Consider the following 19,704-nt stretch of genomic DNA (forward strand, 5'->3'; position numbering starts at 1 on the left):
CCGCTCAGGCCTCGCCGGCCTCCTCCTGCGGCTGCCGTACGTACCGCAGGACGCCCCACATGCCGCGCTCCAGCTCCTCGGTGGGCCCCGTCCGGCTCTCGCAGCAGTCCGCGAGCTCCTTGCGCAGCGCCTCGGCGTCGATGCCGGAGCCGATCAGCACGAGTTGGGTGCATCGCGGTTCGTCCCGGGCCCAGGGGAGCGGGACGAACCGCAGGAACCTGCCGACCGCGTGGACGGTGTACCGGTGGGCGGGGTCGCCGGCGCCGAAGTCGACGCATCCCTTGATCCGGTAGAGGCCGGCGGGCCTGGAGTCGAGGAACGCCATGAGCCGGCGCGGGTCCACCGGCGTCCTGGAGGTGAAGGAGACGCTCTCGTACGCCGCGTGCGGGTGGTCGTCGTGGTCGTGGCCGTGGTCCGCGAGGAGGTCCTCGAAGGTCAGCTGCCGTGTGCCGCCGTCCTCGTCCGGCCGGTTCACGGGGTCGAGGAGCAGTCCGGGATCGACCCTCCCGTACGCGGTGCGGACGATCGCCGCCCTGTTGCCGGCCGCCGCGATCACCTCGTGCAGGGCCTCGAGTTCCGCTTCCGGCACCCGGTCGGCCTTGTTCAGCACGATGAGGTCGGCGACGGCGAGATGGCGGTCGGTCTCCGGGTGGCGCTCCCGGGTGGCCGCGAACTCGGCGGCGTCGACGACCTCGACCAGCCCTCCGTACCGGATGTGCGGGTTGTCGCTGGCCAGCAGCATCCGTACGAGTTCCTGCGGCTCGGCGAGTCCGCTGGCCTCGATGACGATCACGTCGAGCCGGGCGGCGGGCCTGGTGAGCGTCTCCAGGTAGGTGTCGAGTTCGCTCGCGTCGACGGCGCAGCACAGGCAGCCGTCGCCCAGCGAGACCGTGGAGCCGACCTGGCCGGCGACGGTCATCGCGTCGATCTCGATGGACCCGAAGTCGTTGACGAGAACGCCGATCCGGTTGCCGGCCCTGTTGCGGAGCAAGTGGTTGAGCAGGGTCGTCTTGCCGGATCCGAGGAACCCCGCCAGGACGACGACCGGGATCTGCGGGGCGCGGGGCGGGGTCAACGGGGGCCTTCCTCGGGGTCGGTCAGGGCGCCGGCACGGGGTGTGGGGGCGGGGGCCCGACGTAACGGGCCGCCGGGCGGATGATCTTGGAGTCCTCCGCCTGCTCCAGGATATTGGCGCCCCAGCCGACCGTACGCGCCACGCAGAAAGTAGGGGTGAACATCTCGCGGGGCAGCCCGCACAGCTCCATGACGACCCCGGCGTAGAACTCCACGTTGGTGTGGAGCTCACGCCCCGGCTTGAGCTCGGCGAGGATGGTCTCCACCTGCCGCTCCACCTCGACGGCGAAGTCGACGAGCGGGCCGCCGAAGCCTTGGGCGAGCGAACGCAGCATGCGGGAGCGGGGGTCCTCGGTGCGGTAGACCGGGTGCCCGAATCCCATGATCCGGCCACCGGCGAGGACCTGTTCACGGATCCAGCCGTCGATACGGTCGGGGGTGCCGATGGCGTCCAGCGTGTCCAGGGCCCGGCTGGGCGCACCGCCGTGCAGGGGGCCGGAGAGGGCGCCGACCGCGGCGACCAGGCAGGCCGCCGTGTCCGCGCCGGTGGAGGCGACCACCCGGGCGGTGAACGTCGAGGCGTTGAAGCCGTGGTCGACGGTGGCGATGAGGTACCGCTCGACGGCCGCGGTCCGCGCGGTGTCCGGTTCCTCCCCCGTGAGCATGTAGAGGTAGTTGGCGGCGAACGGCAGGTCGTCGCGCGGTTCGACCGGCTGGAGGCCCTGGCCGAGCCGGTACAGAGCGGTCAGCACGGTGGGGACCGCGGCGCAGGCGGTGAGTGCGTCACCGCGGCGGCGATCGGCGTCGATGTCGTACAGCGGCCGGAATCCGGCGGAGGCGCCGAGCAGCGAGAGCGCGGTGCGCAGGCCCGCCAGCGGACCCGAGACGGCTCCGGCGCGTGCGAGGGCCGGCAGCGCCTCGCGCACCTCGGGGGGCAGCCGGCGCAGAGCCGCCGTACGGGCGGCGAAACCTGCGCTCGCGGCCCGGCCGGGCAGTTCGCCGTGGAACATCAGGTACCAGACGTCCTCAAAGGTGCGGCTCTCCGCCAGCTCGATCGCCGAGTACTGGCGGTAGTGGTAAAAGCCCTCGCGCCCGCGGACGTCGCCGATCGTGGTGTCCGTGACGGTCACACCGGCGAGGCCGCGGGGTGCGGCGATCGGGGTTTCCGTGCTCAAGGCAGACATGTCCGGTCTCTCCTTCACCGAGGAAGTGCACATTGATTCGACTGTCCTTGATTGACTTATTCAATGTCAATATTGATTGAATCAATGTGAACCACGATGCATGCGGTGAGGGATACCGTGTGGGCCATGACGTATGAGGCAGCACACGGCACGAGCGCGCACGACGCGGCGGAGGCGCGCAGGCTCACCACCCGGGAGGCGGCCGAGCTGCTCGGGGTGAAGCCCGAGACCGTGTACGCGTACGTGAGCCGGGGGCAGCTCAGCAGCAGGCGCTCCCCCGGCGGACGTGGGTCCACCTTCGATCCCGCCGAGGTCGAGCGCCTGGCCGGGCGGACGGGCCGCAGGGAGAACCCTGCCACCGCCGGTGACCTGGTCTTCCGCACCGCCATCACGCTGATCGAGCCGGACGGTTACTACTTCCGGGGCGTCGACGCGACCACTCTGGCCCGCCGGTACGGGTACGAGGCTGTCGCGGAGTGGATCTGGACCGGCGAGCTCCGCCCGGGAGCCCGCTTCACCGCACCGCCGGAATCCCTCGCGGCGGCCCGGCGGGTCGGCGCGGCGCTCCCCGCGCACAGCAGTTCCACGGACCGGCTGCGCGCTGCCGTCGCAGCCGCCGCGGCAGTCGATCCGCTGCGGTTCGACCTCTCCCCGCCGGGGGTGCTCGACAGCGCGCGCAGCCTGATCCCCACCCTGGTCGGGGCCCTTCCGGTGGCCGGAGCGCCGCCGGCGGACCCGGAGGACGGCGAAGGCGGTTCCCTGGCCGGTCAGCTGTGGCGCCGCCTCTCCGGCACGCCGGCCGACGCGGCGTCGCTGGCCGTGCTGGACACCGCCCTCGCCCTGCTGGCCGATCACGATCTGGCGGCCTCGACCCTGGCTGCGCGCGTCGCCGCTTCGGCCCACGCGCACCCGTACGCGGTGGTGTCCGCAGGGCTCGGCGTCCTCGAAGGCCCGCTGCACGGGGCCGCGAGCGGGTTGGCGCACCGCATGCTGTCCGAGGTCGTGGACCGGGGCAGCGCGGCCCCGGTCGTCGCCGATCACCTGCGCACCGGCCGGCGGGTGCCGGGGCTCGGGCACCGTCTCTACTCGGGCGAGGATCCGCGGGCGCGGCTGCTGTTCACGCTGCTGGCGGATGTGCCGCGAGCGGCGCCGGCGCTGGCGGCCGCCCGCGATGTCGTGGCCACGACCGCCCGCCACGCACCGCTGCACGCCAATGTCGACCTGGCGCTGGCCGTCCTCTCGGTCGCGTACGGCATGCCGTCGGAGGCGGGCGAGACGGTGTTCGCGGTGTCCCGCACAGCGGGCTGGATCGCGCACGCGCTGGAGGAGTACGCGGAACGGCCGCTGCGGATGCGGCCCCGTGGGCAGTACACCGGACCGCGGCCGCCCCGGCCGCTGCCCGTACCCGTACCGGGGCCGCCCGAGCCGCCCTCCGCGCCGGCTCCTGCATCCTCGGGCCCGACCGCGCCCTGAGGGCTGTCGGCGGCCGTGTCCGGGAGGCAGCGCCCCCCCGCCGGGGGCTCCCGGTCCCCGTCCCCGGACCCCTAGCCCGCGCGTCCCGGGCCCGGGGCCCGCCCGACGCCTCCCACGAGCGAGGACGGACGGCCGGAATTTCGGGAAGCGCGGACTTCCGCTTACCGTTCGTACGATGAGCGCCCCACCGACCACTCCGCGGGGACCGCGCCGGATCGGCTGGCCGAAGCGGGTCTTCTCCCAGGTCCTGCTGATGCAGCTGGCCATCATCACCGGCGTCACGGTCCTGGTCACCGGCCTCTTCCTGGCACCGCTCAGCGCCCAGCTCGACGACCAGGCCATGCGCCGCGCCCTGGCGATCGCCCAGAGCACGGCGGCGCAGCCCCGGCTCGCCCGGTCGGTGCTCACCACCGACCCCTCCCCCGACGGCTTCGTCCAGGACGCGGCCGAGCGGATCAGACGGTCCACGGGGGCCGAGTACGTGGTGATCATGGACAAGCGCGGGGTGCGCTGGTCGCACACGGACACGGCGCGGATCGGCAGGAAGGTCTCCACCGACCCCAGTACGGCGCTCGCGGGCCGGACCGTCATGGAGATCGACAGCGGCACGCTCGGCCGCTCGGCCCGGGGGAAGGTGCCGCTGCGCGACGAGACCGGCCGCATCGTCGGCGCCGTCTCGGTCGGGATCGCGTACGACAGCGTCCGCGCCCGGCTGCTCGCGGCGATCCCCGGACTGCTCGCCTACGCGGGCGGGGCGCTGGCCGTGGGCGCACTGGCCGCCTACCTGATCTCGCGCCGCCTCCAGCGCCAGACCCACGACCTGGCGTTCTCCGACATCTCGGCGCTGCTGACCGAACGCGAGGCCATGCTCCACAGCATTCGCGAGGGAGTCGTCGCCCTCGACCCCAAGGGCCGGATCCGGCTGCTGAACGACGAGGCACAGCGCCTGCTCGGCCTGGGTCCCGACGCGGCCGGCACACCGCTCGAGCAGGCCCTGGGGCCCGGCCGGACCGCCGACGTGCTGGCCGGCCGGGTCGTCGGCGACGACCTCGTCACGGTGTGCGGCAGCCGTGTTCTGCTGGCCAACCGGATGCCGACCGACGACGGCGGGGCAGTGGCGACCCTGCGTGACCGCACGGAGCTCGAGTACCTCGGCCGCGAGCTCGACTCGACCCGCGGCCTCATCGACGCGCTCCGCGCGCAGGACCACGAACACGCCAACCGGCTGCACACCCTCCTGGGGCTGCTGGAGCTGGAGATGCACGAGGACGCGATGGAGTTCGTCACGGAGGTGGTGGGGGTCCACCGGGCGACGGCCGAACAGGTCACCGAGAAGGTCCACGATCCGTTGCTGGCGGCGCTGCTCGTCGGCAAGGCGACGGTGGCCGCCGAGCGCGGGGTGGCGCTGCGGATGGCTCCCGGGACGCTGCTGCCGGACCGCCTGGTGGACCCGCGGGGCCTCGTCACAGTGGTCGGCAACCTGGTCGACAACGCCCTGGACGCTGCCGCGGGGACGGCGGAGGCCCGGATCGAGGTGGGCCTGCGGACCGAGGGACGTACCGTGGTGCTGCGCGTGCAGGACAACGGGCCGGGCGTACCGGCCGCCCGCCAGGAGTCGATCTTCCTGGAGGGCTGGTCGACCAAGGAACTGCCGGCCCACGGAAAACGCGGCCTGGGGCTGCCGCTGGTGCGGCGGCTCGCGGAGCGCCAGGGGGGCAGCGTGTCCGTGGCGGACGCACCCGGCACCGGTGCGGTGTTCACCGTCGTCCTCCCGGAAGCCCTGGACGAACCCACCCCGGCCGGCCGGCCCGTGGGACCCCCGGACGGCGGGTTCGCGGCAGTCCCGGCCGCCCCGCGCACGGGAGCACGGAACAGCCGGGCCGGACACGTGCGGCCACCGACGTCAGGAGACACCCCGTGATCGAGGTCCTGGTCGTGGACGACGACGTCCGGGTCGCGCAGATCAACGCGGCCTACGTGTCCAAGGTGCCCGGCTTCAGAGTGGCCGCCCTGGCCCACTCCGCCGCCGACGCCCTCGCCAGGGCCGCCGAAGTGCCCGTCGACCTGATCCTGCTGGACTACTACCTGCCGGACCGCAACGGCCTGGCCGTGGTGCGGGAGCTGCGGGGGGCCGGGCATCCCAGCGACGTGATCATGGTGACGGCGGCTCGCGACGTCGCGACTGTTCAGGCGGCGATGCGCCACGGAGCACTCCAGTACCTCGTGAAGCCTTTCGCCTTCGCCGGGCTCCGCACCAAGCTGGAGGCGTACGCGGCGCTGCGCCACACCTTCGAGACCGGCGGGGAGGCCGAGCAGCCGGAGGTGGACCGGCTGTTCGGCGCCCTGTGGTCGACGGCCGGCTCCGGGCTACCCAAGGGGCACTCGGCGACGACCGCGGAGCTCGTGCGGCAGGCGCTGCGTGCCGCCGGCGGACCGCTCTCCGCGCAGGAGATCGCGGAGAGCGCCGGAATGAGCCGGCAGACGGCCCAGCGCTATCTGAAACTGCTGGAACACACCGGCCGCGTACGTCTGACCCTGCGGTACGGCGAGACCGGCCGCCCGGAACACCGCTACACCTGGGCCACGGGCCCCTGAGACCGGCTCTCGTGCGTCTGGGGCCGTGGCCCCCGTCCGACAGCCCGCGAGGGGCTCCAGGTCCCCGCGGCGGCCGTCCCAGGGACGTTCCCTACGCCGCCCCCGCTCCGGTGCGCGAGCGGACCTCCGTCTCGGCGTGCTTGGCCGCGTCGGGCGGCCCGGGGGAGGTGACGGTACCGAGCCAGCCGGCCAGGAACCCGGCCGGGACGGACACCAGTCCCGGGTTCTCCAGGGGGAAGAGCTGGAAGTCCACGCCCGGGAAGAGCGCGGCCGGGCTTCCCGGGACGACCGGGAGGGCAGAACCAGCAGGACGGCCGGGATCAGCCCTCCGCAGACGGCCCACACCGCTCCCCGCGTGGTGAAGTTCCGCCAGAACAACGAGTAGAGCAGGGCGGGCAGGTCGGCGGACGCCGCCCCGCGAACGCCAGCCCCACCAGGGACGCGACATTCAGGTTCTGGGCGAGGAGGCCGAGGGCGATGGCGATCACCCCGATGTCCGCGGCGGCGGCCCTGGCCACACCGACCTCGCTGCGCTGCCCGGGCCCGGGGGCGCCGCAGCGAGGCGTACAGGTCGTGGGGGACCGATGCGGAGGAGGCCTGGGTGATGCCCGCGACCACGGCCAGGATCATCGCGAAGGCGACAGCCGCGACGACGGCGAACAGGACCGTTCCCCCGGTGGTGCCCTCCCCGCCTCCGAGTACGAGAGCCAGGAGCGGAACCGCCGTGTTCCCCGAGGCGTGACACGCCCGCACCTCCGCGGAACCGACCAGCGCGGCCGCCCCGAACCCGAGCACGATCGTCATCAGGTAGACGCCGCCGATCAGCCCGATGGACCAGACGACGGAGCGCCGGGCTGCCCGGGCGGTGGGCACGGTGGGGATTCCTGCGTCGGTGTGCCGACGCGCGTCGGGGAGGGGAGCGGCTCACGGGCCGCCCCGTGGTCGGAGGAGGCGCATCCGGCCACGGGGGGCACCGTCAGACGTCGATGCGCGAGCGGTCCAGCGTGGCCGCCGAGCTGGTGATGAACTCCTTGCGGGGCGCGACCTCGTTGCCCATCAGGAGGTCGAAGACCTGCTCGGCGGATTCGAGGTCGCCGATGTTGATCCGCCGCAGGGTGCGGTGGCGGGGGTCCATCGTCGTCTCCGCCAGCTGGTCCGCGTCCATCTCGCCCAGTCCCTTGTACCGCTGGATCGAGTCCTTGAACCGGATGTTCTTCCGCTGGAACTCCAGCAGGGTCTGGCGCAGCTCGTTGTCCGAGTACGTGTAGATGTACTTGTCCTGGCCCTTCTTGGGCTGGACGAGTTCGATCCGGTGCAGCGGGGGCACGGCCGCGAAGACCCGGCCCGCCTCGACCATCGGCCGCATGTACCGCTGGAAGAGCGTCAGCAGCAGGATGCGGATGTGCGCCCCGTCCACGTCGGCGTCGACGAGCAGGACGATCTTGCCGTACCGCGCCGCGTCGATGTCGAACGTCCGGCCGGACCCTGCCCCTATGACCTGGATGATCGCCCCGCACTCGGCGTTCTTGAGCATGTCCGAGACCGAGGCCTTCTGGACGTTGAGGATCTTCCCCCGGATCGGGAGCAGTGCCTGGAACTCGCTGTTGCGGGCCAGCTTGGCCGTACCGAGTGCCGAGTCGCCCTCCACGATGAAGAGCTCGCTGCGCTCCACGTCGTCGCTGCGGCAGTCGGCGAGTTTGGCGGGCAGCGAGGAGGACTCGAGCGCGGTCTTGCGGCGCTGCGCGTCCTTGTGCTGGCGTGCCGCGATCCGGGTCCGGGCGGCGGCGACCGCCTTGTCCAGCACCGCCCTGGCCTGGGCCTTGGCATCGCGCTTGGTGGAGGTCAGGAAGGCCTTCAGCTCCTTGGCCACCACGTTGGCCACGATCCGGTTGGCCGCCGAGGTGCCCAGGACCTCCTTGGTCTGGCCTTCGAACTGCGGCTCGGCCAGACGGACGGTCACGACCGCGGTGAGGCCTTCGAGGGCGTCGTCCTTGACGATGTCGTCCTCCGCGACGCGGAGCAGCTTGGCGGAGCGCAGCGCCTCGTTGACGGTCTTGGTGAGGGAGCGCTCGAAACCGGACACATGAGTGCCCCCCTTGGGGGTGGCGATGATGTTGACGAAGGACCTGACCGTCGTGTCGTACCCGGTGCCCCAGCGCAACGCGATGTCGACGCCCAGTTCCCGGGTGACCTCGGTCGCCGTCATGTGGCCGCGGTCGTCCAGGACCGGCACGGTCTCCTTGAACGTCCCCGTCCCGGTCAGGCGCTGGACGTCGCAGACGGCCTTGTCCTGCGCCAGGTACTCGCAGAACTCGCTGATGCCTCCGTCGAAGCGGAAGGTCTCCTCGGTCTTGCCCTCGCCGTCGATCCCCCGCTCGTCGCGCACGACGATGGTGAGGCCGGGGACCAGGAAGGCGGTCTGGCGAGCGCGCTGGTAGAGCGTCTCGAGGTTGAGTTTGGCGTCCTTGAGGAAGATCTGGCGGTCCGCCCAGTACCGCACCCGGGTACCCGTACGCGTCTTGGGCACCCGCTTCGCCTTGCGCAGGCCGTTGGCCGGATCGAAGGGGCTGTCCGGCCCCTGCTCCGTGAACATGCCCGGGACACCACGCCGGAAGCTGATCGCGTGGGTCGCGCCGTTGCGGTCGACCTCGACGTCAAGCCGCGCGGAGAGCGCGTTCACGACCGAGGCGCCGACGCCGTGCAGGCCGCCGGAGGCGGCATAGGAGCCGCCGCCGAACTTGCCACCGGCGTGCAGCTTGGTCATGACGACCTCGACCCCGGAGAGGCCGGTCTTGGGCTCGACGTCGACCGGGATGCCCCGGCCGTTGTCCCGGACCTCGACGGAGGTGTCGTCGTGGAGGATCACCTCGATGGTGTCGCAGTAGCCGCCGAGCGCCTCGTCGACGGAGTTGTCGATGATCTCCCAGAGGCAGTGCAGGAGCCCCCGGCTGTCCGTGGACCCGATGTACATCCCGGGGCGCTTGCGGACCGCTTCGAGCCCCTCGAGCACGAGAAGATGCCGCGCGGTGTAGTTGGAGCTGTCCCTGTCTGCGCCGCCTGCTCCGGTCAGCAGCGCAGTGGACGGCACGGAATCGGCGGTCACGCGGTTCGCTCCTCGCTGAATTTCAAGTGGGGCCCAGTGGGTGGCGGGCTCGGCATCGGTAGCCGCTGAGAGCCTACAGAGGCCTGGTAGAGCGGTTGTAACGCCACCCAGGGGGAATCATCATGCTAGTCCAGCCTCGCATAGACGTTCGATCATTCGATGGAGTGACGTGCACATCACGTTCCCTTCGAGGCATGAACCATTTAGGCTCCGGGCACGTCCTCATGAACAACCGGCAAGCCGGCCGGCGGACGGTCCCACCCCCTGCAAGCCCCACACAAGCAAAGCGAAACCGTAGCGCTACGCAATACGGCACATTCGCCGCCAACCGGCAACTGACAGCCATCCCGAGAAGAAGTTTCGAATAAAAGCCACGAGCGGGAACGTTTTCGGCCTGGTTGGATGTTGACCCTGGTACGACAGCTCGTCGAGCTAGAGAAGAGGCGACGTGACTACTGTTCTGACCCCCGCGAGCCCGCTGACCGCAGCAGACCGCTGTGACCGTTGCGGCGCCCAGGCCTATCTGCGCGTCGTCCTGATCAGCGGCGGTGAACTGCTCTTCTGCGCCCACCACGGTCGCAAGTTCGAGCCGGAACTCAAGAAGATCGCCGCGGAAATACAGGATGAGACGGATCGGCTCACTGCCGTGCAGGCCGGTGCAGCCGACGAGGAACACTGACACCTCGCATCCACGACGAGCCAGGGTTCGGTCCAGGACCGGCCGACGGGCGGTCTCCCATGGGGAGACCGCCCGTTCTCATGTCCCCGGGAAGCTCCCGGGGTGCCGGCTCAGCCCTCGGCCGCCATCCAGCGGATCGCGGCCGAGACACGGGTGTACACGCCCGGTGCCGTGGGGCTCCCGCAGCCGCTCCCCCACGAGACAAGCCCGACAAGCCGTCCACGGGCCACCAGCGGGCCGCCGCTGTCCCCCTGGCAGGCGTCCCGCCCTCCCGCCGTCCTCCCGGCGCAGAGCATCGACGAGGCGTCGTACGCGCCCTTCGCACCGCCGGGGTAGGCGCGGGCACAGTCGCCGTCGGCCAGCACGTCCACATCGGCGGCGTGCAGCACCGACGCGTAGGCGCCGGAGCCGGTCGTGTCCCCCCAGCCGTACACGGTCGCGGGCGTCCCCGGCTCGTAGGCCGGGTCACCGTCCGCTGCCATCGAAATGGCGCTGCCGGCCGGCAGCGAACGAGACAGGGTCAGGACGGCCAGGTCGCCGGCGTTCGAACCGGAGTCGTAGGCGGGGTTGATCCACGCGGACCGCACGGGGATCTCCTGGCCCCCCGGGCCGCTCAGCTCGTCCCGGCCCGCGATGACGCTCAGGTCGGGCACCTCCGAGACCTCGGAGCCCAGGACGTCCTGCCTCAGGCAGTGCGCGGCCGTCAGCACCTTGTCCGGCGCGACCGCCACGGCACCGCAGAACTGACCCGCGCGGGTTCCCCCGAACCGGTCACGGCTGGCCAGAGCGACGGTCCAGGGACTGTCCGCCACCGGAACGGGCCGACCGCCGACGACGATGCTGTCCGCGGAGGCCCGGCCCGCGGGTGCGAGCGGTATCGCGGCCGTGAGGGCCGCGAGCGCGGAGGTCACAGTGAGCACACGGGCGGCAACGCGGGGCATGAGGTCTCCTGACGCCGAGGTGAACAGTGCCCACTCAGCGTCATCCGGGCCGGCACGGGCCGCACCCGCACGCACACGGACCGGGGCCCCCGACCTGTGAAAGGTCAGGAGCCCCGGTCGGTGTCCGTCCGCGATGCCTGGTCGGCGTAGCCGCGATGCCTAGTCGAGGTAGTCGCGCAGCACCTGCGAACGTGACGGGTGACGCAGCTTCGACATCGTCTTGGACTCGATCTGCCGGATGCGCTCACGCGTCACCCCGTAGACCTTGCCGATCTCGTCGAGCGTCTTGGGCTGACCGTCGGTGAGACCGAAGCGCATCGACACCACACCCGCCTCCCGCTCGGACAGGGTGTCCAGGACGGAGTGCAGCTGCTCCTGGAGCAGGGTGAAACTGACCGCGTCGGCAGGGACGACCGCCTCGGAGTCCTCGATCAGGTCTCCGAACTCACTGTCGCCGTCCTCACCCAGCGGGGTGTGGAGGGAGATCGGCTCGCGGCCGTACTTCTGGACCTCGATGACCTTCTCCGGGGTCATGTCGAGTTCCTTGGCCAGTTCCTCCGGGGTGGGCTCACGGCCCAGGTCCTGGAGCATCTGACGCTGCACACGGGCGAGCTTGTTGATGACCTCGACCATGTGCACCGGGATACGGATGGTGCGGGCCTGGTCGGCCATGGCGCGGGTGATCGCCTGGCGGATCCACCAGGTGGCGTACGTCGAGAACTTGTAGCCCTTGGTGTAGTCGAACTTCTCCACCGCGCGGATCAGACCGAGGTTGCCCTCCTGGATCAGGTCCAGGAAGAGCATGCCACGGCCGGTGTAACGCTTGGCCAGCGAGACCACGAGACGGAGGTTGGCCTCCAGCAGGTGGTTCTTGGCCCGGCGGCCGTCCTCGGCGATGATCTCCAGTTCGCGCTTGAGCTTCGGCGCGAGCTTGTCCGCGTTGGCGAGCTTGTCCTCGGCGAAGAGGCCGGCCTCGATGCGCTTGGCGAGCTCGACCTCCTGCTCGGCGTTGAGGAGGGGGACCTTGCCGATCTGCTTGAGGTAGTCCTTGACCGGGTCGGCCGTGGCGCCGGCGACGGCGACCTGCTGCGCGGGCGCGTCGTCCTCGTCGTCGTCGGAGAGGACGAAGCCCTTGTTCTCGCCCTCGCCCTCCTCTTCCTCGCCCTTGCCGGCCTTGACCTCTTCGGGCGCCTCGTCACCGTCGAGGAGCTCGTCGTCCTGCTTGCCGGCCTTCTTGGCCGTGGTCTTCTTCGCCGCGGTCTTCTTCGCGGCGGTCTTCTTCGCGACCGTCTTCTTCGCCGCGGTCTTCTTCGCGGGAGCGGCGACGGCAGCGTCGTCGGCCGCCGGGTCCGCGCTCCCGGCCGCGGGAGCGGCGGTGGCCGCGACGGTCCGGGTCACGGTCGTCTTGGCCGCGACGGTCTTGCCGGCGGTGCGCTTGACCGGGCTCTTCGCTGCGACGCTCTTGCGGGCGCGCTTCGGCGACTCCGCGGCACTGACCATCAGCGTCACACCCTCTTCCTCGAGGATCTGGTTGAGGCTGCGCAGAACGTTCTTCCACTGGGTTGGCGGAATCTGGTCAGCCTCGAAGGCCCGACGCACGTCATCGCCGGCGATCTGCCCATCAGCCTTTCCCCGCTCGATGAGCGCCATCACAGATGCGGACTCGGCGATCTCCGGCGGGAGCGTACGGGATGTGCTGGCCGACACGAACAACCTCTCGGAACGATGGAAACGGCTTCCGGTCCCTCCCCGGAGGGGGCTGGAACCGACGACCGGCGGCTGGGGATGTCGCCGACGGCGCGGGCTTGGCCTCGGAACTGGACAGCGCACTGTGCGGCTGCTGTATTCCTGCGGCGGTCACCTCTTAGGTCATCGCACTGTTTCGAGGAGCGTTACGCCCAATTCGCGTGGCCCCAGTCACACCCCATGCGCGACCAACCGCACCAGAAACCATATATACGTACAATTATGCCGCCAGGCCGGAGGGGCCCGGCGGCACACGCCGCACGCCGCACGACGCGGGACGCGCCGGACGCGCCGGACGCGCCGCGCTCAGTGTTCGCGGGGTGCGGGAACCACGCGTTCCACATCGAGGTGACCGACGAGCAACTGACGCATCGCAGCCTCGGCGCCCGCCGAATCCCCCGAAGCCAGTGCCGCCACGATCCGCGCGTGATGGCCGAGCGACGCCTCGGCGGGACGGTCGCAACCCGTGACGGGCGCCCCGGACACATGCAGGGCGGCCGAGACGATGCCGGACAGGTGTTCGAGCATGCGGTTGCCCGCCGCCTGGATGAGCAGGGCGTGGAACTCCGCGTCGGCGCGGGAGAAGGTGAGGGCATCACCCTGCCCCATCGCGTGTCCCATGATCTCGATCATCTCGCTGAGGCGGTGCTGGATGTCCTCCCGCCCGTGACCGGCGGCCAGCCGGGCGGCGAGCGGCTCGATCGTCCACCGGAGCTCGGCCAGCTCGCGGCGCTGGTCGTCACGCTGGGGACCGAAAGCTCTCCATTCGATGATGTCGGGGTCCAGAAGGTTCCAGTCACTGACCGGCCGCACCCGGGTACCCACGTTGGGCCGGGCACTGACCAGGCCCTTGGCCTCGAGGACGCGCAGGGATTCCCTCACGACGGTGCGGGAGACCTCGAATCGCTGACCGATCTCCTCCGGCACGAGCGGTCGGTCGGCGCCGAGGTCACCGGAAACGATCATCTGGCCGAGCTGCTGGACCAGTTGGCCGTGGAGTCCACGACCTCGACTGGCGGTGCCGCGTCGGCCGGCCCTCCCGAGATCGGATTCAGCACCTCCCCATGGGCGCAGAGCGGCCCGCTCGCCGGCCGGGGACTCCGTGTAGGGATAGCGGTCGATTTCGCCCGGATCGGCAATGCCGGAGTCGGCAGAGCGGGCGGCGGTCATCATGGTGTGCGCAAGGGTACTCACGCATCCTTTGTCGGCCTCGCCCGGCCGGCCCTTGAGGTCTTTGGTGAAAAGCACACGAAAGGGTGATCGGCACCCGCCTCTCAATTGACGCCATACAGGTTGAAATCGCACAGTTTCAGGCGAGTTGCTCCTCATGCCCGCGCGCCATCGGCACGGCGCTCACCAACGCGCCCTCCCCCGGAGGCTGGTGAAGGCGTAAGCGCAGATCAGGGCAGACAACGACAAGGAGAGTGCCAGGCCGACGGGTTGGGTCACGACCCGCACGGCGGCCATGGCCCACCGGTCCGCCTGGTAAGGCCACTGGAGCCAGGAGAATTCACGGAGCCGGCCGGGGAATCCGGCGATCGAACGGGCGGACGGCTCCGCAAGAAGCCTCTGCACCACCGGCACGACGAGAACGGGTACTGCCAGCACCGCGGCGACCCCTGCGGCCGCCAGCCGGAAGACGCCGGCCGCCAGCAGCCCCGCCCAGGCACAGCCGACCGACAGCCCGGCCCAACTAGCCGCCAGCCGACCTGCGTCGGCAGGGACCTTCACCAAGTCGGCTCCGTAGAAAAGGCGTAGCGCCTGAGCGTCCGCCAGCACCGAAAGGGCGGCCAGCAGGAGCGCGACGCCCGCGGAGACGACGAGCTTGGCGAACAGGAGACCCAGGCGCCGGGGAACCGTGCCCCGACCCGCGGCGAGCGCCGGGTAGCGGAACTCGTCACCGAAGGAGAGAGCGCCGAGCAGGCCGGCACCGAACGCGGCGGGAGGCAGGGGCAGCAACCCGGGCCAGGCCACCAGCAGGCCGGGCAGGGGCGTGCGGCCCGAGCGGGCCAGCACGACGGAGAGGCACACCGAGAGGACGAGAACGGCCGCCATGATCAGGGTGGTTGTCCTGACCCCGAAGAGACGCCGGAGCTCGTAGCGCAGAGGCCGGAGGGGGCCGCGGACCGGCCGTACGTGGATGGGCGGCGGCAGCTCGGAAACGGCGACGGCCGAATCCGGCTTCGGTACGGCGGGACGGCCGTCCGGGCCGCCGGCGGCGGCGAGCGGGCCGGCGTCACCGGTCTCGTCGGCGAGTTGGTGCACGGGGACACCGTGCCGGTACGCCGTGTCGCCGATCTCCGCACAGCTGCTGCCGTACACGGAGAGCCGGCTGCCGTCCTCGGCGACCACCTCCACGGAACGCCGGGCGGCACGCGCCTCACGGTTCACCACGGCGACCAGCCGCGCGGCGTGCGGCGTCCGTACGGCGACCCTGGGCCGCAGGCGCGTGCGGGAGAAGGCGGCGACGTCCTGGTCGGCGACGATGCGACCCTCGTCGATGGTGACCACGCGGTCTGCCGTGCGGGCCGCCTCCTTCGGGTCACCGGTGACGTGCAGGACGGTGCCGCCCTCGGCGGCGTGGGCGCGCAGAAGTCCGTACAGCCAGCTCCTCTCCCGCGGCGAGAGACCCCGGGCGGGATCGTCCAGGACGAGCGTGTGCGGATCGCCGAGCAGCGCGGAGGCGAGGCCGAGCCGACGGTCCATGCCGACCGAGAGTGTGGCGATGCGCTGGTCCCCGAGCCCGGCGAGGCCGACGACCTCCAGCAGTTCGTCGGCCCGCGACGCGGGGACCCCCGCAGCGGCACAGAGCATGCGCAACTGGCCGCGGGCGGTGCGCGCGGGATGGCCCGGTACGTCGCCGAGCAGCACTCCGACCTCGCGGGCGGGGTGGCGGATACGGTGCAGGGGCCGGCCCCTGAAGTACGTGACGCCCCGCCCGGGTTCGAGCTCGAGCATGAGGCGCAGGGCCGTGGTCTTGCCGGAGCCCGGGGCGCCGAGGAGTGCGGTGACGCGGCCGGGAGGGGCTTCGAAGGTGAGGTCGTCCACGACGGAGGGGAGGTCGCGGCGAGGGGCGCTGGTGAGTCCGATGGCCTGGAGCATCGCTTCTCTCGCGGAGGGTGACCGCTCGGCGGCAGGGTGGGTTCCTCAGCACGATAACGCGACATTTAGGACTTTTGTTGCAGCGTTGTCCCGTTGCGTGCCTCGTGAGAGGGACAGCCGCCCCGCTCAGGCTCGAACAGTGCGGATGCCGGGCGCCCGACGGCGGGCGTTTCGGGTTCCGACAACGGGTGTCCGCCCTTGCTCGAACAGGGCGGAGGTTGCGGCCCTCCACGGCGAGCGCCCTCGGTTCACGCCTGAACGGCGCGGACTTCGAGGACCTGCCAGGGGCCGCCTCGGCTCCGACTGCGGACACGCCGCTGGAGAGGGACGCATGCCGAGACACCGACAGGCTGCACGTCCGGTTTCCGACAGGAGCCTGCCCGGGTGCCGGGTGCCGGGTGCCGGGTTCCGAGTGCCGAGTGCCGAGTGCCGAGTGCCGAGTGCCGAGTGCCGATGAGAGCCTGCCCGGGTGCCGAACGGAAGCCCGCCCGAGTGCCGCCCGGGTGCCGAACGGAAGCCGACGGAGGGGCCTGCCCGCATTCCGTCGCGGAGCCCACCGCCCGGGCCCTGATGGAGGCGCCGGCCCGGATGCGGACAGGAGGCCCTGCTCAGGCGGTGACGTCGGGCACGTTCCGGTTCGGAGGGTGAACACGCTCCGGACACGGGCACCTTCAGACTTCGGGCCTCAGCATCGGCGGGTTGAGTACGGTGGCGGCCCCCGCCCGGAAGAGCTGCGCGGGCCGGCCGCCCTGCCGCGTCGTCGTCCCCCCGGACGGCACCAGAAAGCCCGGTGTGCCAGTGACCTTGCGGTGGAAGTTCCGCGGGTCCAGGACCACTCCCCACACCGCTTCGTAGACCCTGCGCAGCTCGCCGACCGTGAACTCGGGGGGACAGAACGCCGTGGCCAGCGAGGAGTACTCGATCTTGGAGCGTGCCCGCTCCACACCGTCGCCGAGGATCCGCGCATGGTCGAAGGCGAGCGGTGCGGGCTGCTCGCCGTCACGCCGGGAGATCCCATCGAGACCGAGCAGATCGTCCACGGGCGCCCAGCGCGCACTGTTCGCGTCACCGCCCGCCCGGGGCGCGGGGAGGTCCGGGGCCAGCGCGAGGTGGGCGACACTGACGACTCTCATGCGAGGATCGCGCCCCGGATCCCCGTAGGTGGCCAACTGCTCGAGGTGAGCGCCGTTCCCGGCCGAGGGGGTCGACGGATCATGGGCACAGAGCCCGGTCTCCTCGACGAGCTCCCGCGCTGCCGCGGCGCCGAGATCCTCGTCCTTCCTGACGAATCCGCCCGGTAGTGCCCACCTCCCCTGGAACGGCGGCTCACCCCGGCGCACCACCAAGGCGCAGAGTGCGTGGCGGCGCACCGTGAGCACAACCAGGTCGACGGTGACGGCGAAGGGCGGGAAGGTCGACGGGTCGTAGGGCGGCATGCCGAGATCATAGTCGTCTGCCTGACGATAAACACTCCCTTCCGGAATGTTGCCCACGCGCCCTGCCTGCCGCCGTCCACTCGTCTGCTGCCACGCCTCTCCGCTCCTCCGCTCGTCCGCTCCCGGGCGCGTTCGGGCCGTGGACAGTCGTTCAGCGCCTGCTCCTGGCCCCCCTCCGCCCCTGCCGTCGGCAGTCTCGGGTCCGGCGACGGGCGGTCGAGCCCGGACGGGCGGAGTCGGGCGACGATCCCGTCGTGTGCCTGCGGGGCGGGGCCGGGGTCCCACCGAGCCCGGGACCCGGTTGTGCCGCCGTATGCCCCGCCTGCTGTCCGTCCTGCGCGCCGAGGCGGCCGCGCGCGGTGCGCAGGCTGCTCTCCTCACGGAGGCAGCGGCGCAGCGTCTCCGGGTCGAGGCCCTGGTTGCACGCCTGGTGCAGCAGTTGCGCGAAGGTGTAGTCGGGGTCGGCCCGAAGGGCGAGTCCCAGGGCCACACGGGCGCCTGCCTCGTCGCCGGTGGACCAGGAGACCCAGCCCGCCAGCGTGAGCGGTGCGGCGGAATGTTCCACGTACGGGCCGACGCACCGGCGGGCCAGCGCCCGCCACAGGCGCAGCGCCGCGCCCGCCTCACGGCCCTCCATCCACTCCGCGGCCATGTCCCTGGTCTCACGGTCCTGAAGGCCGAGGATCACCGCCGCGGCCTCCTCCGCCTCGATCAGGCGGTCGTCACACGCGTCCGCCTCGGCCGGAGCCACCGCCGGCGCACCTCGGAGCCGCTCCAGGAGCTCACGCGCGAGAGCCAGCGTCCGCGCCGCGACCACACCCCTTCCCCTGACATCGAGGATCTCGGAGACGAGAATCGCACCGGCCGAGTCCAGTGCGCGCTCCTGTTCGGCCACTGCCAGGGATCCGGAGGGCATGAGCCGCTTCTCCATGTCCCGCAGGGACCCACGCACCTGCATGCCCGCATAGGCGGCCGCCGCCGCCATCACCGTCGTACCGGGAAGGGCCAGGGGATTGCCCTCGGGCGGGCAGCAACGTTCATCGGGGCAGCAGTACGACCAGTACCGTCCGTCAGAGATGCAGAGCGCTTCCAGTACGGGAACATCGAGCGCTCCGCAGGCCGTGCGCAGACTCTGTGCCAGCGGCCTCAGCCGCTCCATCGTCTCGTCGGCGCTCTCCCCCTCGATGGGGTCCTGGCAGAGGAAGACGACAATCGCGTCCGGACGCGCCTCGCGCCGCTCGCTCCCCTGGATCAGGCTGCGCGCGAGGTGGTCCGCGACCGGTGCCCATTCCTGCGGGGACTGCGGGATGCCCAGCCTGAGCCGGCCGCCGAACCGGCCGCGACCCCCGTGGAGGGCCACCATGACGACACTGTCGTCTGGGTGGAAGCCCATCAGGTAGGGGAGCGCGTCGGCGAGTTCCGCAGGACTGCGCAGGGTGATCTGCTGCTGTTCGGAAGGCCCGGTGGTTTCGTTGTGCTTGTTCATGGCACGACCGTCCCGCGAGCCGCCACATTCCGCGACCCCTGTGGATAACTTTATCCACAGGGGTCGACGGTCGTTCGCCTATTCTTCAGGAATCGGATTGCATGGGGCCATGACCACCGCAGACCCCCGGCTGTTATGCGCAGTCGAAGATCCCCGACCGGCTGGCGGCCGGCATTCCTCCCGGCCAATTCCGGCAGCTCACCGACATTCAGTCGCCCTTGCCCCCCGCGACGGCGCGGGAGTACGGCCCCAGCCGTCGGCCCACCACCGCGCGAGGCCGTCCCCGCGCAGGTCAGCGCCCGACAGGACAGCGGGCGGGCACTCCGTGCCCCCGCTTCCGCGAGGTGGCTCCTCGATCTCGGAGCACGATGAGCGGACGCGTCCTCGGCTTGAGCTTCCTGGTAGCCGAACGGCTCTGCCAGCAGGCCTCCGGCTCGACATTGTTCCCCACCTTCACGGAGACCTTTCCCCGGCGGCCCGTACCGAACGGGAGACTGCGCGCCGCGTCCCCCGCATAAGCATGGCCGGTGTCCTTCTCGACCAGGGTGACGGCGTGTCCGCTGGACAGTCACCTACCAGCGCGACGTGGTTCACCTTGTGCCGGCTTCTGTTGGTGGACATATTTCCGCTGCTCCTCCGGGGCTCCCTGAGCGGTGCTCACTCAAAGGGGAAAGGACGCGCACGCTTGACGCGTCATCAGCCCGGTCGTCGTCCGGCCGTGACCGGCACCCGGGAGACGTCCAGCGGTTGCGGGCCGTCGGGATGAAGGATCTGCGGGGCAGTGGGCGTATCACCGCACACCGAACGCATCCTCACCCGGGCTCACCCGCGACTGCCGGGCGCGTACCGCCACGGACACGCACACCGCCTGCGCCGGGCGGCATG

At 71.4% G+C, this 19,704-nt stretch carries 13 protein-coding genes and 1 pseudogene; 4 read left to right on the plus strand and 10 right to left on the minus strand.

From position 1 onward, the window contains the following. Positions 1-4 precede the first annotated feature (4 nt). Together ACH4VO_RS12405 and ACH4VO_RS12410 are read right to left on the minus strand one after the other, a co-directional pair. Complete coding sequence (locus ACH4VO_RS12405) at positions 5-1,075, minus strand: GTP-binding protein (protein WP_360988205.1); 1,071 nt, start codon at positions 1,073-1,075, stop codon at positions 5-7. A gap of 22 nt (positions 1,076-1,097) precedes the next feature. Continuing rightward, entirely contained in the window at positions 1,098-2,258 is a 1,161-nt protein-coding gene (locus tag ACH4VO_RS12410) for a citrate synthase/methylcitrate synthase (RefSeq protein ID WP_360988207.1), read from the minus strand. 126 nt (positions 2,259-2,384) lie between these two features. Here ACH4VO_RS12410 and ACH4VO_RS12415 point away from each other — a divergent pair, with 126 nt between their 5' ends. The 3 genes from ACH4VO_RS12415 (at position 2,385) to ACH4VO_RS12425 (ending at position 6,326) form a co-directional block, all read left to right on the plus strand. Then, positions 2,385-3,731, plus strand: coding sequence for a citrate/2-methylcitrate synthase (locus ACH4VO_RS12415; RefSeq protein WP_360988209.1), 1,347 nt, complete (start codon positions 2,385-2,387; stop codon positions 3,729-3,731). A 175-nt stretch (positions 3,732-3,906) separates the two neighbouring features. Further along, on the plus strand, positions 3,907-5,652 hold the full coding sequence (locus tag ACH4VO_RS12420; protein WP_360988211.1) for a sensor histidine kinase: 1,746 nt from the start codon (positions 3,907-3,909) through the stop codon (positions 5,650-5,652). After that, positions 5,649-6,326, plus strand: a complete 678-nt coding sequence (locus ACH4VO_RS12425; protein ID WP_360988213.1) for a response regulator — start codon at positions 5,649-5,651, stop codon at positions 6,324-6,326. Before ACH4VO_RS12420 ends, ACH4VO_RS12425 begins: the two co-directional genes overlap by 4 nt. A 91-nt stretch (positions 6,327-6,417) precedes the next feature. Here ACH4VO_RS12425 and ACH4VO_RS12430 read toward each other — a convergent pair. Beyond that, positions 6,418-7,202, minus strand: a pseudogene (locus ACH4VO_RS12430) (cation acetate symporter); the annotation flags it as partial. Between the two features lie 100 nt (positions 7,203-7,302). Continuing rightward, on the minus strand, positions 7,303-9,429 hold the full coding sequence (locus ACH4VO_RS12435; protein WP_360988215.1) for a DNA topoisomerase IV subunit B: 2,127 nt from the start codon (positions 9,427-9,429) through the stop codon (positions 7,303-7,305). Between the two features lie 448 nt (positions 9,430-9,877). On the opposite strand from ACH4VO_RS12435, the gene ACH4VO_RS12440 reads away from it, so the two are divergent. Then, the gene (locus tag ACH4VO_RS12440; RefSeq protein ID WP_069169156.1) at positions 9,878-10,108 is read left to right on the plus strand and encodes a hypothetical protein; all 231 of its coding nucleotides are present in this window, start codon (positions 9,878-9,880) and stop codon (positions 10,106-10,108) included. Positions 10,109-10,218: 110 nt separating this feature from the next. Here ACH4VO_RS12440 and ACH4VO_RS12445 read toward each other — a convergent pair whose 3' ends face one another. The 6 genes from ACH4VO_RS12445 to ACH4VO_RS12470 form a co-directional block, all read right to left on the minus strand. Beyond that, the gene (locus ACH4VO_RS12445; RefSeq protein WP_360988217.1) at positions 10,219-11,049 is read right to left on the minus strand and encodes a serine protease; all 831 of its coding nucleotides are present in this window, start codon (positions 11,047-11,049) and stop codon (positions 10,219-10,221) included. Between the two features lie 159 nt (positions 11,050-11,208). After that, positions 11,209-12,756, minus strand: coding sequence for an RNA polymerase sigma factor (locus tag ACH4VO_RS12450; protein ID WP_360988219.1), 1,548 nt, complete (start codon positions 12,754-12,756; stop codon positions 11,209-11,211). Positions 12,757-13,101: 345 nt separating this feature from the next. Continuing rightward, entirely contained in the window at positions 13,102-13,968 is an 867-nt protein-coding gene (locus ACH4VO_RS12455) for a FadR/GntR family transcriptional regulator (protein WP_360988367.1), read from the minus strand. A 180-nt stretch (positions 13,969-14,148) separates the two neighbouring features. Continuing rightward, positions 14,149-15,897, minus strand: a complete 1,749-nt coding sequence (locus ACH4VO_RS12460) for an ATP-binding cassette domain-containing protein (RefSeq protein ID WP_360988221.1) — start codon at positions 15,895-15,897, stop codon at positions 14,149-14,151. A gap of 671 nt (positions 15,898-16,568) precedes the next feature. Then, entirely contained in the window at positions 16,569-17,333 is a 765-nt protein-coding gene (locus ACH4VO_RS12465) for an NUDIX domain-containing protein (protein WP_360988223.1), read from the minus strand. A gap of 151 nt (positions 17,334-17,484) precedes the next feature. After that, positions 17,485-18,819 (minus strand): DUF4192 domain-containing protein, encoded by a 1,335-nt coding sequence (locus tag ACH4VO_RS12470; protein ID WP_360988225.1) that lies wholly within the window; start codon positions 18,817-18,819, stop codon positions 17,485-17,487. Positions 18,820-19,704 lie beyond the last annotated feature (885 nt).

Source organism: Streptomyces sp. NPDC020780 (assembly GCF_044334475.1).
Classification (GTDB): Bacteria; Actinomycetota; Actinomycetes; order Streptomycetales; family Streptomycetaceae; genus Streptomyces.